This window comes from Nonomuraea angiospora (genome assembly GCF_014873145.1).
Taxonomy (GTDB): domain Bacteria; phylum Actinomycetota; class Actinomycetes; order Streptosporangiales; family Streptosporangiaceae; genus Nonomuraea; species Nonomuraea angiospora.
Window position 1 is genome coordinate 10,393,502 of sequence record NZ_JADBEK010000001.1, and the last position, 14,980, is coordinate 10,408,481.

Below are 14,980 nucleotides of genomic sequence, written 5' to 3' on the forward strand. Positions count from 1 at the left end.
AGCGCATGCACAAGGATGATTACGCCGCCGCCGTGCCGTTCTACGACCTCTGGCACGAGGACGGGCACGTCCCGATGGTGCGGGAGCTGCTTCCCCTGCTGCTGCAGGGGGTGCGGCGGAGCGTGCTCGAGATCGGCGCGGGCACCGGCCTGATCACCGAGCTGATCGCCAGGGAGACGCCGGCCGAGATCTACGCCCTGGAGCCGTCGCTGGGCATGCGCTCGGTCCTGCTCTCCCGCCTGGCGTCCGACCCCTCGACGCTGCGTCGGGTGACCGTGCTGCCCTATGGGGCGCTCGACGTGGAGGTGGACGAACCGGTCGAGGCGATCGTGATGATCTCCGTCCTGCAGAGCTTCGACGCGGAGGAACGGGCCGCGCTGTGGGAGGTGCTGGCCAGGCAGCTGGAGCCGGGCGGGCGGCTGGTGTTCAACTGGCGGGAGCGGTCCGCGCCGGTGCCGGGCGATCTCGAGGTCATGGGGTCGTACCAGGTCGGCAGGCACGCGTACGAGGTGGCCGGGCAGGTGCTGGAGGCCGAGGGGGAGAGCGTCACCACGCGCTTCGTCTACCGGGTCAGGCAGCACGGCGTGTCCATCAGCGAGGACGAGGTGGTCCTCACCAACCACTGGCCCGCCCGCGAACGGCTGGTCTCGGAGCTGGAGAGCGCGGGCTTCACCCCGGAGCCGGCTCCGGAGGGGATGGAGGTGTGGCGCCTGCCGTAGCCGCGAGAAAGGTGGAACCGCCCTCCGGCGTGCGGTCAACAACAGGGTGACCGCATGAGAGAGGACCGGCAGAGTGGTGGGTGTTCAGGATGTGCCTGAGACGCTGGATGACTCGACGCTGATCGGGCATTCGCTGGCGGACCCGGAGAGCTTCGCGGCGCTGTTCGACCGGCACGCCGACGAGATCCACAGGTACGCGGCCCGGCGTCTCGGGAGCGAGCTGGCCGACGACGTGACGGGGGAGGTGTTCCTCGTCGCGTTCCGCCGGCGGGCGCGTTACGACCGCTCGTGGCCCGATGCCAGGCCATGGTTGTACGGCATCGCGACCAAGGTCGTCGCCCAGCACCGCAGGGCCGAACGGCGGCGCACCGCCGCCATGGCCAAGGTGAACGTGGAGCGCCCCGGCACCTTCGACGACCGCAGCGCGGATCGGGTGACCGCCGAGCAGCTCCAGCCCAAACTGGCCAGGGCGCTCACCCGGCTCAGCGCGGGCGAGCGCGACCTGCTGCTGCTCGTGGCGTGGGCGGACCTGACGTACGAGGACGCGGCGCTCGCGCTCGGCGTGCCGGTCGGCACCGTCAGGTCCAGGCTGCACCGGCTCCGCGTCAAGGTGCGCAGGGCTCTCGGCGGCACCGATCCCTTCGCAGCAGAGGAGCCCCAGCATGGATGAGGACGAGATCCGCATGTTCGCCGACGGCCGGCCCGCCGTGCCGCCGTACGGGGCCGAGGCGAGGGCCACGGCGCGGGAACGGCTGCTGGCGCAGGCGCGTGACGGGGGCCGCTTTCGCCTGCCCTGGTTCGGCTGGCAGGCCGCGGCCGCGTTCGGGGTCACGGTCGCCCTGGTCGGCGGGGTGGCCGTGGCCCTGTCGAACCAGGGCCAAGGGGGCACCGGCCCCGCCACTGCCGTGACCCAGTCGGCCGCCGTCTCGTCGTCCGACGAGCTGGCTCCCCGCCCCGGCCAGTTCATCCTGATCGAGTCCGACACCATGTACCGGTCGATGTCGGCCGACCAGAGCGGTAAGACCACCCGCCACCTCTACCGGACCCACAGGAAGATCTGGCAGTCGGTGGACGGGAGCGCGAACGGCCTGCTGCTGATCGAGGGTCGCGAGCCCCGGCCGTGGCCGGGCGAGCAACTGCCGGCGGACGCCAGGAACTGGCAGGGCTCCGACTGGCACGTGCTGCAGTCCTGCCCCTCCCAGCTGGGCGAGAACCGCACCGACTACACCTACCTGAGCACGCTGCCGACGGACGTCGCCGGGATGCGGGCGCGCCTCTACAAGATGCCCGCGGCGGCGGCCGAGGCCAAGGGCGACGAGAGCGACCGGGCCGCCTTCGACCACCTGACGGACCTGGTCAGGGAGACGTACCTGCCGAAGGCGCAGCGCGACGCCCTCTTCGAGGCGGCCAGGTCGATCCCCGGCGTCGAGGTGGCCGAGGGGGTGGAGGACTCGGCGGGCCGCAAGGGGGTGGCGCTCGGACGGGTCAACCCCCAGGGGATCCTCAGCCAGGCCATCTTCGACCCGGCGACGCACGTGTTCATGGGGGAGCGGGAGACGGTCGTGGACGACCGGCTCGCCCGGGCTCCCAAGGGCAGCGTGCTGGCGCTGACCGCCCAGTTGAAGGTGTCGGTGGTGGACGTGCTGCCGCAGGCGACGCCCTCCGGCAAGGCGCAGGCGGCGGCCTGCGCCCCGTCCAGCGCCGAGCCCAGCGCGGGAAGCTCGGCCGCGCCGGAGCAGAGCGACGGGACCGTCTCGGAGCCGGTGCCGACCCTGACGGTCTCACTGGAGGCGACGAGCGACCCGTCCGCGGGGGAGCCGGTGCAGACGATCACCGTGACGCCGACGCAGGCGCCGGCACCGAAGCCGACGGCCAGCGTGGAGCCGTCGCAGGGGGCGGTATCGAAGCCGACGGCCAGCGTTCAGCCGTCGAAGGGCCCGGAGCAGGCGACCGCGAAGGCGTCCCCGGCCGGCGAATGACCACCCGGGCGGGTAACCGGGCGCCGTGACGGCGCCCGGCCCCGTGAACCGGAGAAGCGTCTCCCTGGACAGGGCCCGGCCACGTGCGGTGGTTGGGCCCTCCCGTGCTCCGCCGTAAAAGATCCTGAAAAGCAGGGCCACGTGCGGTGGCTGGGCCCTCCCGTGCTCCGCCGTAAAAGATCCTTGAAACCCCGGACGGCGCTCAGGCGGTGTTCAGCTCGTAAAGGGCGTCGGCGAGCTGGTTGACGGCCCACACCAGGTCTTCCTCGGAGACCACGATCGGCGGGGCGAGGCGGATCGTGGAGCCGTGGGTGTCCTTGGCGAGGACGCTCCGCGCCATCAGCGCCTTCGACACCTCGCGCCCCGTCGCGAGCTCCGGGTCGATGTCCACGCCGGCCCACAGCCCGCGCCCGCGCACCTCCACGACCCCCTTGCCGATCAGCTCGCGCAGCCGGGCGTGCAGCACCTCGCCGAGCTTGGCGGCCCTGGCCTGGAACTCGCCGGTGTTGAGCAGCTCGATGACCGCGATGCCCACCGCGCACGCCAGCGGGTTGCCGCCGAACGTGGACCCGTGCTGGCCGGGCTGGATGATCCCGAGCACGTCGCGGTTGGCGGCGATGGCCGAGACCGGTACGACGCCGCCGCCGAGTGCCTTGCCCAGGACGTAGATGTCGGGCACGACCCCTTCGTAGTCGCACGCGAACGTCTGCCCGGTGCGCCCCAGCCCCGACTGCACCTCGTCGGCGATCATCAGGATGCCCTGCGCGGTGCAGAGCTCCCGGATCTCGCTCAGGTACCCGTCCGGCGGCACGAGCACCCCGGCCTCGCCCTGGATCGGCTCGACCAGCACCGCGACCGTGTTCGGGTCGACGGCCTGCCTGATCGCCTCGGCGGAGCCGTACGGCACGAGCCGGAAGCCCGGCGTGTAAGGCCCGAAGTTGTCGTGTGCCTCCGGATCGGTGGAGAAGCTCACGATCGTGGTCGTGCGGCCGTGGAAGTTGCCTTCCATCACGATGATGTTCGCCTGGTCGGGTTCGACGCCCTTGACCTCGTAGCCCCATTTGCGGGCCACCTTGATGGCCGTCTCGACGGCCTCGGCGCCGGTGTTCATGGGCAGGATCAGGTCCTTGCCCGTCAGGTCGCCGAGCCCGGCGCAGAACTGCGCGAACTGGTCGTGGTAGAAAGCGCGGCTGGTCAGGGTCAGGTTGTCGAGCTGGTCGCGGGCGGCCTCGATGATCTTCGGGTGGCCGTGGCCGAAGTTGAGCGAGGAATAGCCGGACAGGCAGTCCAGATATCGCTTGCCCTCCACGTCGGTGACCCAGGCGCCGTGCGCCTCGTGGATCACGACGGGAAGCGGATGATAGTTGTGCGCGCTGCGGCGCTCGCTCATCTCGATGAGCTCTGCGCTGGTGGTCATGGTCAGTTCTCCCCCCTGATCTCCAGTGTGCAGCACTTGGGTCCGCCGCCTGCCTTGCGCAGCTCTGACAGGTCCACGGGGATGACCTCGTAGCCGCGCCGCTTGAGCTCCAGCTGCAGGTTCGACGCCTCGGCGTTGATGATGACGTTCCTGCCGTCGCTGACCGCGTTCAAACCGAGCACCTCGGCGTCGTCGGCGGTCGCGATCAACGCGTCCGGGAACATCTTGCGCAGCACCTTCCTGCTGCCCTCGGAGAACGCCTCCGGGTAGTACGCGACATTGCGCCCGTCGAGCGGGAACAGCGCCGTGTCCAGGTGGTAGAAGCGCGGGTCCACCAACGTCAGGGAGATCACCGGGCGGCCCAGGAACTCCTGTGCCTCCTGGTGCGCCACCACGTCCGTGCGGAAGCCCGTGCCGGCCAGGATGACGTCGTCGAGCGTGAGGAAGTCGCCCTCGCCCTCGTTGACGTGCAGCGGCTCGCGCGCCGGGTAGCCGCGCTCGGTGAACCACCGCAGGTAGGCGGGGCCCTCGGGGCCGCGCTCGGCGTGGGCGAACCGGGCGCCGTAGACGCGGCCGTCCACGACCAGCGCGCCGTTGGCGGCGAAGACCATGTCGGGCAGCCCCTCGATCGGGTCGATCAGGCTGACCTGGTGCCCGAGCTCCTCGTACGCCGCCTTCAGGCCCTCCCACTGCCGGACCGCCAGGTCGCGGTCCGCACCGGCCTCGGGGTCCATCCACGGGTTGATCGCGTACTCGACCGTGAAGTAGTCCGGACGGCACATCAGGAAGTGTTTGGGCATGCAGGTCTCCGTCGAGGTTTATGGGTGGATGTCCTTTTCGAAGGGACGGAGACAGCCTAAGAATGCATGTTTATGCAGGCCAAGTGTTTGGCATTGCGTGTTCGCGCAGGTCTGTTGCGTCTTTCAGAGCTGGGCAGGCGATCCGTTGCGCGGCTCCGGAACGGTGGTGCCGGGAGGTGCGTCCACGAGCCGCGAGAGCACGATGGAGCTCTTGGTCCGCACCACGAACGACTCCGCCGCGATGCGCTCGATCACCCGCTCCACGTGGCGCACGTCCGTGGCCCTGATGTGCAGCAGCGCGTCCGCCTCGCCCGTGATCGTGGCCGCCCCCACCACCTCGGGGAACTTCGCCACGGCCAGCGCGATGTCCGACGGCTTGGTCTTGCCCTGGCAGAACAGCTCCACGTACGCCTCGGTCGTCCAGCCGAGCGCCTGCGGCGCCACCCTCGCGCTGAACCCGGTGATCGCCCCCGTCTCGCGCAACCGGTCCACCCGGCGCTTGACCGCCGACGCGCTCAGCCCCACCTGGTGTCCGATGTCCGCGAAGGTCGCGCGGGCGTCCTCAACGAGCGCCGCGATGATGTCACGATCGAGCCGGTCCAGTTCCACGGGCTCTGTATACCGCCTGGCCAGGCTGGCGCGCGACGAGCGGCACGCGGGAGACTAAGCGGGCAGACAGTCATCGGAGGGTTCCGCCAGAATGAGCACCGCAAGCTTCCCCGAGGGTTTCGTGTGGGGAGTCTCTACCTCGGCCTTTCAAATCGAGGGCGCCACGTCCGCCGGCGGCCGGGGGCCGTCCATCTGGGACGTCTTCTCCGCCGACCGCGCCGAGGCCTGCGACCATTACCACCGCTATCCCGAAGACGTGCGGTTGATGAAAGACCTGGGAATGGCCGCCTACCGGTTCTCGGTGAGCTGGCCGCGGGTTTTCCCCGACGCCTCGGGAAAGGTGAACGAGGCCGGCCTCGACTTTTACGACCGGCTGACCGACGCGCTTCTCGCGGCCGGCATCACGCCTTATGCGACCCTTTATCACTGGGATCTGCCGCAGGCGGTGGAGGAGCTCGGCGGCTGGCCGTCCCGCGACACCGCCCGCCGTTTCGCCGACTACGCCGCCGCCGTGCACGGCCGGCTCGGCGACCGGGTCGACACCTGGTTCACGCTGAACGAGCCCTGGGTGGCGGCCTTCCTGGGATACGGCGACGGAAGCCACGCGCCGGGCCGCAAATCGCCCGCCGAGGCGTTCCAGAGCGCCCACCACATGATGCTGGCGCACGGGCTGGCCACGCAGGCCCTGCGCTCCGGTGGGGCGGCCCGGGTCGGGACGGTGCTCAACATCTCGCCCGTCCTGACGCCCGCCCAGGTCAGCGACTTCGACAGGCAGCTGTCGGAGGAGGACGCCGAGGCCGTGGCCAGGATCGACGCCCTGGCCAACCGGCAGTTTCTGGAGCCGATGCTGCGCGGCTCCTACCCCGCCGAGATCCTGCCCATCATCGAACGCAACGGCGGCCTCGGCCACATCCGCGACGGCGACCTCGACCTCATCGCCCAGCCCCTCGACCTGCTCGGCATCAATTACTACTCGCCTTCCGTGGTGCAGGCCCAGCCCAGCGAGCCCGCCGCCCCGGCCTATCCGGGAAGCGAGGGCGTGCTGTTCTGCACGATTCCGACGGCGGTCACCGCGATGGGCTGGCCGATCGTGCCCAATTGCCTTTCGCTGGTGCTGCGGCGCCTTTCCGCGGAATATCCGGAGCTCGATCTGATGGTCACCGAGAATGGCGCCGACTTCGTCGACGTGGTGACCGGGGACGGCATTCACGACGTCGAGCGCATCAGTTTCGTCGAGGAGCACCTGCGGGCCCTGCTGGCGGCCGTCGAGGACGGCGCCCGCGTTCGCGGATATCTCGTCTGGACCCTGCTCGACAATTTTGAGTGGACCGAGGGTTACCAGCGGAAGTTCGGCCTCGTGCACGTCGATTTCGCCACCCAGAAACGGCGGCCCAAGGACAGCGCGCTGTGGTACCGCGACGTCATCCGGCGCAACGGCCTCACCGAGACCCGGCCCAAGCGGCCCACCCTGGAGACCGTCGCCGCCCGCTCCGGCGTCTCCCGCGCCACCGTCTCGCGGGTGGTCAACGGCGAGGCGTCGGTGAGCCCCGAGGTTCGCACGGCGGTGATGCGGGCCGTCAAGGAGCTCGGCTACGTGCCCAACGCCGCCGCCCGCAGCCTGGTCACCCGGCGGACCAACGCCATCGCCCTCGTCCTGTCCGTCCCCAGGCAGGGGGACGCGCTGACGGCCGCCGTCGTCCAGTACGTCACCAGCATGCTGGAGGGTGCGGGCAAGCAGATCACGCTCATGCTGGCCGACACGGCCGAGAGCCACCGGCGCATCGTCCAGCAGGCGGAGGCCCGGCTGGTGGACGGCGTCGTCCTGCTGCCGCCCGACCGGGGCGACACGCTGGCCGAGCGGCTCTCGCGTACGGACGTGCCGATCGTGCTCCTCGGCAAGCCGGCCGTCGCCTCGCTGGTGCCGTACGTGGACGTGGACAACGCCGGCGGCGCCGCCTCCGCCACCGAGCACCTCCTCGCGGGCGGGCGCCGTCGCATCGGCATGATCTGCGGCCCGATGGACCTGGTCGCCGTCCAGGACCGCCTGGCCGGGCACCGGGCGGCGCTGCAGCGGGCGGGCGCGCAGCCGTTACTGGCCCTGGCCGACCTCACCCGCGCCTCGGGCGCGGCGGCGGCCCGGCAGCTCCTCGGCGACGAGCCGGCGCTGGACGCCGTGTTCGCCGCCACCGACCAGCTCGCCATCGGGGCGCTGCAGGCCGCGCGGGAGCTGGGCCGCCGGGTGCCCGAGGACCTGGCGATCGTGGGCTTCGACGACATCGACGCCGCCTCGGCCACCACGCCGGGGCTGACCACCGTGCGGGTTCCGCTGGCGGAGCAGGCGCTGGCCGTCGCCCGGCTGCTGCTGTCGCGGCTGGAGGGCCGTCACACCACCTCCGTGGTGCTGCCGACCCGGCTCGTGGTCAGGGAGTCGAGCTGAGCCGCGCGGGCTGAGGGCGCGTGGCCGGGGCGCTGGGAGCGGGTACGGGGAGAGGGCGGATGCCAAAATGACGGCGTGAGCGAATTGCCGGTGATCGACGTCTCGCCCCTCCTCACCTCCGGCCGGGCCGCCTCCGACCGGGCCGCCGCTGACCGGGCCGCCGCTGACCTCGCCAAGCGCGTCGTGGCGGAGGCGATCGGCGAGGCGTGCCGGGACAGCGGCTTCTTCTACGTCTCCGGCCACGGCGTGCCGCCGGAGCTCCCGCGCCGGCTCGACGCCGCCGGCAGGCGCTTCTTCGCCCTGCCCGAAGCGGTGAAGGCCGAGATCTCCATGGAACGGGGAGGCAAGGCCTGGCGCGGCTTCTTCCCGGTCGGCGGGGAGCTGACCTCGGGGCGGCCCGACCTGAAGGAGGGCATCTACTTCGGCGCCGAGGAGCCGCCGGGCCCGCTGCCGCTGCACGGCCCGAACCTGTTCCCCGCCCAGGTGCCCGAGCTCCGCGACGCCGTGCTCGACTACCTCGGCACGATGACCGCGCTAGCCCAGGCCGTCATGTCGGGGATCGCCCTGAGCCTCGGCCTGGACGAGGACTACTTCCGTTCCGGCTACACGGCCCAGCCGACCGTGCTTTTCCGGATATTTCATTATCCGCCCGCCCCGCCGGACGACCCCGACACCTGGGGCGTCGGCGAGCACACCGACTACGGCCTGCTGACCCTCCTCCTCCAGGACGCCAACGGCGGCCTCCAGGTGCGCACCCCGCGCGGCTGGACCGAGGCCCCGCCCCTGGAGAACACCTTCGTCTGCAACATCGGCGACATGCTCGACAAGCTCACCGGCGGCCACTACCGCTCGACCCCGCACCGGGTGCGCAACCGCAGCGGCAACGAGCGCCTGAGCTTCCCGTTCTTCTTCGACCCCGGCTGGGACAGCGAGGTACCGCCGCTGCCGTACGCCTCCGGCCACCGCTGGGACGGCCAGGTCGACTTCACCGGCACCTATGGCGAGTACCTGCTGTCCAAGGTCTCCAAGGTCTTCCCACGCCTCTTCGAGCGGCTCTGAGCGCCTCAGCTGGTCGAGAACGTGAACCAGTTGACGTTGACGAAGTCCGCGGGCTGACCGCTGCTGAAGGTCAGATAGACGGTGTGCGTGCCGGTCACGCCCGAGATGTTGGCCGGCACCGTACGCCAGCTCTGCCACCCGCCCGTGTTGGCGAGGGCGAAGTCCCCGATGGGAGCGGCGGTGGGGCTGTCCAGCCGGACCTGCACCAGCCCGCTCACCCCGGCCGCCGCCCCGGACGCCACCCTGGCCCTGAACTGGCGGGCGGCCTCCGTCCCGAAGTTCACGCCGTCGAACCGGAGCCAGTCGCCGTTGGCGATCGCTCCGACGTTCTGGCCGCCGCCGGTGTCCGTGGTGGTCTCGACGATGGTGCCCGACTGCGCCTGGTACTGCTCGGCCTGGATCGTCGAACGGGCGTCCACGCCTCCGGGCGGGTTGGTCGGAGGGGTGCCGCTGCCGCTCTGCCACACCGCCACGTAGTCGACCAGCATCGGCCGCCCCGGCACGGTCGCCGCCGTGGGCGTCTGGCCGCCGAGCGCGTTGGGGAACGCCCCGCCCATCGCCACGTTGAGCAGCAGGAAGTAGCCCGCGTGCCCCGTCATGTTGGACCAGGTCGCCGCGTCGAACTGCGACTGGCTCACGCTGTGGAACTGCTGCCCGTCCACGTACCACCGCAGCTGGTTGGGGCTCACGCTGCGGTCCCACTCGAAGCGGTAGGTGTGGAAGGCCGCCTGGCACGTCGAGCCGGGGCAGGCGCGGTTGGCGCCGAGGCCGGTGGTCTCCTGGCACGGCCCGCCCGGGTTGACGCCGCAGTGGAGCACGCCCCAGACGGCGTTGATGCCGTTGACGTTCTCCATGATGTCGAACTCGCCGATCCCCGGCCAGTTCCAGTAGTTGCCCCGGTACGGAGCGCCGAGCGCCCAGAACGCCGGCCAGTAGCCCAGCGCGGCGTCGCCGGTCACGTTCGGCATCTGGATGCGTCCCTCGATGCGCAGGATCCGGCCGTCGGCGGGCTTGAAGTCGGCCCGCCTGGTCTCGACGCGCGCCGAGGTCCACTCACCCGAGCCGCTGCGCTGCGGCGTGATGCGGAGGTTGCCCGTGCCGTCGAGGCTGAGGTTGGAGGTGCTGGACGTGTAGTTCTGGATCTCTCCGGTGCCCCAGTTGGCCGGGCCGCCGGGGTAGGAGTGCCCCGTGTCGACGATCCAGTTGGCCGACGAGGGCGGCGTGTTGGCGGCGCCGTCGAAGTCGTCCGACCAGACCAGCGACCAGCCGGAGGGGGTGGGCGGGACGGCGGCCGAGGCGCTGACGGCCACGTTGACGAGCAGGCCGCTGAGCGCCGCGAGCGCCACGGCCACCGCCGCCAGTCGGCGCCGGCGCCGGTGCCGGAGGGCTGTTGTCATCGTTGCTCCCTGGGGGGTGGGGGGCTTGAGAGAGAGCGCTCTCTGGGCCGATGTCAGCACAGTCCTTACCTGCTGTCAACGCCGAGTCCTTGTAGGGAGCGCTCTCCTGTAGAAGTCCCACCGCGCTCGCGCCGCGGCCGGCGGATGTGCAAGGCCCGCGCGTCGGGCGACAACGGTGGTGACTGCGTCGAGGTGGCCCCGCTCTCCGGAGGCCGCGTCGCCATGCGGGACAGCAAGGACAAAGATGCGGGGCCCGTCCTCGTGTTCACCGGGTCGGAGTGGGCGGCCTTCAGGGACGGGATGAGCAAGGGCGAGTTCGACTTCTAGCCGGATCGACAAAGGGGGCGGGGCGCCTGCCGGTGGACCACGTCATCGACCCCACGTGGGGTGGACGGCGAGGTAGTGAGCCTTGTCGGAACAGCCACTTGCCCATACCGATACGTAGTCTTATGGTCACGCTGAGAAGTCGCTTTGATGATGGGAGGCCCCGGCGTGGGCAAGCACGAAGGTGACAAGAAGAAGGACAAGCCCTTCAAACCGGAGCCGGTCAAGCCTCAGCAAGGTGACAAAAACCCAAGTGGCGGCCAGCACGGCGGCAGTAAGAAGTGACACCGCAGAACGTTGGGCAGCGGATCGAGCAGATGATCTCGGAAATTCCGCCGGCCGCTCAACGTACTGAACGCATCTTCGACGCGATGCGGGCTGTGCCCCGCCATCCCTTCATTCCCGGGTATGCGCAAGCTCTTCTCGGCGCCGCAGAGGTCGAGCAGATCATCGACCGTGACGCCGACCCGGAAACATGGTGGAACGCCGTCTACAGCGATTCCGTGATCGTCACCCAGGTCAGCGACGGGGCAGGCGAGATCATGCCGGGCTCGAACGACCCCACCTCCTCGGCATCCGCGCCCAGCACGGTCGCGGACCTGCTGGGATGGCTGGATCCGGTGCCAGGACAGAGCGTGCTGGAGGTCGGCACCGGCACCGGCTGGACCGCCGCGTTGCTGTCGCATCTCGTCGGCGAGCACGGGGCGGTGACGACGATCGAGGTGGACGAGGCCGTCGCCGAGCAGGCGGCCAAGAACGTGGCCGCGGCCGGAGCCCAGCCACACATGATCATTGGTGACGGCGCGAAGGGCTGCCCGGACCGTGCGCCGTTCGACCGGGTTCACGTCACGTGTGGCGTCCGCATCGTGCCCTATGCCTGGCTCGAGCAGACCAGGCCTGGCGGCGTGATCGTGCTGCCGTACTGCCCGGGACTCGGAAACGGACACGGGCTGCGGCTCACCGTGATGCCGGACGGCATCGCCCATGGCCGGTTCCCGGGGTTCGCGGCGTACATGATGATGCGCTCCCAGCGCCCGCCCGATGCCATCCCGGACGACGGTAACGGCCAGGACCTCACCACCCGGATCGACCCGCGCACGATCGCTTATGCTCCCGCAGGCGCGTTGCTCGCGATGGCCGCCCTCACGGGCTTGCAGGTCACCTTCAAGGAGGAGGGCGAGCAGCTCTTTCTATGGGTGATGGACCAGAGCGATCCTGGCGTCTGGACGCTGATCACCTACGCGCCCGGTCATCAGGAATATGAGGTGTACCAGCTCGGCGACCGTCCCCTGTGGGACGAGGTCACAGACGCCTACTTCCGCTGGGTGAGCTGGGGAGAGCCAGGCCGCGACAGATTCGGCATGACCGTCACACCCGGCGGGCAGCGGATCTGGCTCGATTCCCCAGGGCGCGCGATTCAGCGCCCATTGCCACACGGAAGATAGGTTGCCCCAAATCAGGCGCTGAGGCCGAGATCCAATCCGTCGTGCTCGCCCTGCCAAGCGCGACGTTGACCTGGTCGCCGGCCGAGCCGCTGTCGGTCGTCCAGATCATCGAGATGCCTAAGCATGATCCAGCGGCTCGACCGTCAGCGGTCTTACGTCGTGGGCAGCACGAGGAACAAAAGCGTGCCGGACCCGACCAGCAGTTCTGGCCTGATCGCGGAATGGGGCGGCAGCCTACGGCAGGTCGTCGGGTTGCCGTTCAGCGGTGTTGCGTCCTGGCCGATGGGTGGCCGGAGGCGGGTTGGTCTGGGTGGGTGTCAGCCAGCCCACCGCCTCGTCGGTCAAGGGGTGGGCTGCGCGATGGCGCCGCAGGCGCGGGGGTTGCGCCGGAAGGCGCCCCCATAAGAACGCCTGAGCCCCGAGCGCGAAGCGCTCCCTCAGGGAAGCCCTTCGTGCTCGGGGCGGGTGTCGGCAGGCCGGGCCGCGGGTGGGGTCAGCCCTTCTCGGCCTCGCCGGTGGCCTGTTCGAGCTGGTCCTCGGGGGAGGCCTCGAGGTCCTGCTCGGCGTCGGCGCCCGCCTGGGCGGAGGCCTTGTCGAGGCGGACCCAGCTCGTCACGCTCTCCACCGCGAACAGCACGAAGAGGTACGCCGTCAGCACCGCCAGCACGGGCGTCAGGATGCCGAGCGCGGCGCCCAGGCCGATGACCAGCAGGCGCAGCTCCCAGCCCAGCCCCGCGTGGAACACCCAGGCGGGCGGCCAGATGCTCTGCCGGGTCCGGTAGACGGTGTCGTACGTGTGGTAGCCCACGACGTAGACGAGCACGAACAGCAGCCACTTGGGCGCGTCCGCGGCCAGGCCGATGGCGATCATGGCGAGGAACTCGGTGCCGCGCAGCAGCGGCGGGGTGAGCCAGTCGAAGCGGCCCAGGTGGTCGCGCGGCGTGGTCGGCAGCACGAGCAGCAGCGTGGTCGCGACGGGCAGGAGCAGGATCGGGCCGCCCTGGTCGAGCAGACCGGTCACCAGGAAGGCGACGACGGCCAGGAGGGCCACGAGCGTGGCGGGGACGGGGGGCAGGCCCTTGCCGAGCTTGCCGGTGAGGGCGTGCGCGAGCGGGCCGTCGTCACGGTAGGCGAGCAGGCGGGCGGTCTGGATGCGACGGCGTTCCTCGTCGGGGTCCGGCGTGGGGGTGGCCATGGCCTGCGGTTGGGTGATCATACGAGCGACCTCATGAGGCGTCCGGTGAGCGTGTAGGCGGCGGCGACGGAGCCCCAGATCACCAGGGTGATGAAGGTGATCCGGGCGTCGAAGAGGGCGGCGGTGATCGCGATGGCCGCGAACCGCTCGCCGATGGGGAAGACGATCATCTTGCGGGCCCAGTGGACGGCGCGGAACTTGCCGGCCTTGGTCCACATCTTGAGCACGCCCCGCAGACCCTGGCTGCGCTCGACCTTGCGGCGCGTGAGGGCCTGACGCAGGTCGCGGTCGTCGGGCGCGTCCAGTGCCAGCGTGGGCAGCGGGGACGGGGGTTTGCGGCGGTTGGCGACGCCGAAGGAGAAGTCGAGCAGGTGGCGTACGGACTGCAGGCCGATCGCGGCCAGCGCCAGGATCCAGATGTCGTCACTGTTGCCGGAGACGACCCAGCCGACGGCGAGCCCGGCGAAGACCACGTACTCCTTGAACCGGTCGAACGTGGCGTCCAGCCAGGCCCCCAGCACGCCGAACTTGCGCGCGTAGCGGGCCACCTGCCCGTCCACGCAGTCGAACACGAACGCGAAGTAGATCAGCACGCCGCCCAGCACCATCCACGGCCGGTCGCCGGTGGCGAAGCAGGCCGCGGCGGCCACGCCGAGCGCGATCGAGATCAGCGTCACCTGGTTGGGGGTCAGCCCGCGCCGGGCCGCCCAGCGGGCGATGAAGCGGGAGTAGGTGGAGACGAAGTACGTGGTGAAGAAGCCGTCGGCGCCCTTGACCGCGTTGTTGAGCCTGGCCCGGTCCTCGTTCATGCCGGACATCTCGGCGCCGGCCTCGTTGACCTCTTCCTGGGTCGTGACCCGGCGGTAGAACAGGTCGCGCCGGCCCCTGATGCCGACCGACACGCCGTTGCGCACCAGGCCGAACACGATCAGCTGCACCAGGTCGTCGTCCTCGCCGAACGTGCCGGCCATCGCGGCCAGCTCGCGGCAGGTCTGCGCCAGCACGGGCGCGTTGCGCGCGCTCACGTGCAGCGGGCCGAGCAGGATGGCGTTGGGCCTGGTCACGGCGTGGCGCGCGGTGCCCACCGAGACCACGCGCGACTTGCCGACGCGCGAGCGGATGGGCAGCCCCTCGAGGCGGCCGAGGCCGATCTCGGGCTCGGCCTCGTCGATGGGGACGGCGTCCTCCTGCGCCTCCTGCTCCTCCTCTGTCACCTCCGGCCGCGGCTCTTTGGCGACCAGCGCCAGCGCGCCGCGCTTGGCCTTGGTGATCTGGTAGATCAGCTCGTCGTGGACGACGGAGTTTTCCGGGATGATGAAGAGGTTCTCCGTCGCGGTCTCCGCGACGTCGGCCAGCGCGCGCAGGGCGGCGGCCACGTCGCCTGACTCGATCGTGGCGAGCCGCGGATCCAGGGAAGTGAGCTGGCTGCGCAGGCGTTCGGCCACGGTGGGATTGCCGGGCAGCGCGGCCAGCCTCAGGCCGGTCGGAGAGGTGTCGGGGCCGGGCGAGGCGCCCAGCAGGACCACGCGGGTCATGACTCCCTTTCGAGGCGGTAGCGGGGGGTTGAACAACGGGTAATCCGGGGACAGACGTCAAAGT

The 14,980-nt window shown here is 70.6% G+C and carries 13 protein-coding genes; 7 read left to right on the forward strand and 6 right to left on the reverse strand.

Translation table 11 applies throughout. The annotated features are described in order from the left end of the window. The first annotated feature begins 5 nt into the window (after positions 1-5). The 3 genes from H4W80_RS47960 (at position 6) to H4W80_RS47970 (ending at position 2,698) form a co-directional block, all read left to right on the forward strand. Complete coding sequence (locus H4W80_RS47960; RefSeq protein WP_192791149.1) at positions 6-719, forward strand: class I SAM-dependent methyltransferase; 714 nt, start codon at positions 6-8, stop codon at positions 717-719. Positions 720-810: 91 nt separating this feature from the next. After that, positions 811-1,389 (forward strand): RNA polymerase sigma factor, encoded by a 579-nt coding sequence (locus H4W80_RS47965; protein ID WP_318787394.1) that lies wholly within the window; start codon positions 811-813, stop codon positions 1,387-1,389. Continuing rightward, entirely contained in the window at positions 1,382-2,698 is a 1,317-nt protein-coding gene (locus tag H4W80_RS47970; protein ID WP_192791151.1) for a CU044_5270 family protein, read from the forward strand. Before H4W80_RS47965 ends, H4W80_RS47970 begins: the two co-directional genes overlap by 8 nt. 202 nt (positions 2,699-2,900) lie before the next feature. Here the strand turns inward: H4W80_RS47970 and rocD are convergent, their stop codons facing one another. From rocD to H4W80_RS47985, 3 genes are all read right to left on the reverse strand, one after another. Next, positions 2,901-4,115: an ornithine--oxo-acid transaminase gene (gene rocD / locus H4W80_RS47975; RefSeq protein WP_192791152.1), complete on the reverse strand. Its 1,215-nt coding sequence runs from the start codon at positions 4,113-4,115 to the stop codon at positions 2,901-2,903. 2 nt (positions 4,116-4,117) lie between these two features. Continuing rightward, positions 4,118-4,915: a dimethylargininase gene (gene ddaH / locus H4W80_RS47980; protein WP_192791153.1), complete on the reverse strand. Its 798-nt coding sequence runs from the start codon at positions 4,913-4,915 to the stop codon at positions 4,118-4,120. Between the two features lie 123 nt (positions 4,916-5,038). Continuing rightward, positions 5,039-5,524, reverse strand: a complete 486-nt coding sequence (locus tag H4W80_RS47985) for an Lrp/AsnC family transcriptional regulator (protein WP_192791154.1) — start codon at positions 5,522-5,524, stop codon at positions 5,039-5,041. A gap of 91 nt (positions 5,525-5,615) precedes the next feature. Between H4W80_RS47985 and H4W80_RS64050 the strand changes: the two genes are divergently transcribed. Together H4W80_RS64050 and H4W80_RS47995 are read left to right on the forward strand one after the other, a co-directional pair. Next, positions 5,616-7,961 carry a GH1 family beta-glucosidase gene (locus H4W80_RS64050; protein WP_192791155.1) on the forward strand — a complete coding sequence of 782 codons (2,346 nt, stop codon included), beginning with the start codon at positions 5,616-5,618 and terminating at the stop codon, positions 7,959-7,961. A 75-nt stretch (positions 7,962-8,036) separates the two neighbouring features. Then, entirely contained in the window at positions 8,037-9,020 is a 984-nt protein-coding gene (locus tag H4W80_RS47995) for an isopenicillin N synthase family dioxygenase (protein WP_318787395.1), read from the forward strand. Between the two features lie 5 nt (positions 9,021-9,025). Here the strand turns inward: H4W80_RS47995 and H4W80_RS48000 are convergent, their stop codons facing one another. After that, on the reverse strand, positions 9,026-10,417 hold the full coding sequence (locus H4W80_RS48000) for a glycoside hydrolase family 16 protein (RefSeq protein ID WP_192791156.1): 1,392 nt from the start codon (positions 10,415-10,417) through the stop codon (positions 9,026-9,028). A 144-nt stretch (positions 10,418-10,561) separates the two neighbouring features. Here H4W80_RS48000 and H4W80_RS48005 point away from each other — a divergent pair, with 144 nt between their 5' ends. Together H4W80_RS48005 and H4W80_RS48010 are read left to right on the forward strand one after the other, a co-directional pair. Then, positions 10,562-10,744: a DUF397 domain-containing protein gene (locus tag H4W80_RS48005; RefSeq protein WP_192791157.1), complete on the forward strand. Its 183-nt coding sequence runs from the start codon at positions 10,562-10,564 to the stop codon at positions 10,742-10,744. 278 nt (positions 10,745-11,022) lie between these two features. Beyond that, the gene (locus H4W80_RS48010; RefSeq protein ID WP_192791158.1) at positions 11,023-12,186 is read left to right on the forward strand and encodes a methyltransferase domain-containing protein; all 1,164 of its coding nucleotides are present in this window, start codon (positions 11,023-11,025) and stop codon (positions 12,184-12,186) included. 493 nt (positions 12,187-12,679) lie between these two features. On the opposite strand, the gene H4W80_RS63105 is transcribed toward H4W80_RS48010, so the two are convergent. Continuing rightward, complete coding sequence (locus H4W80_RS63105; RefSeq protein WP_192791159.1) at positions 12,680-13,402, reverse strand: DUF5941 domain-containing protein; 723 nt, start codon at positions 13,400-13,402, stop codon at positions 12,680-12,682. Beyond that, positions 13,399-14,916, reverse strand: a complete 1,518-nt coding sequence (locus H4W80_RS63110) for a CDP-alcohol phosphatidyltransferase family protein (protein WP_192791160.1) — start codon at positions 14,914-14,916, stop codon at positions 13,399-13,401. Before H4W80_RS63110 ends, H4W80_RS63105 begins: the two co-directional genes overlap by 4 nt. Positions 14,917-14,980: the final 64 nt, after the last annotated feature.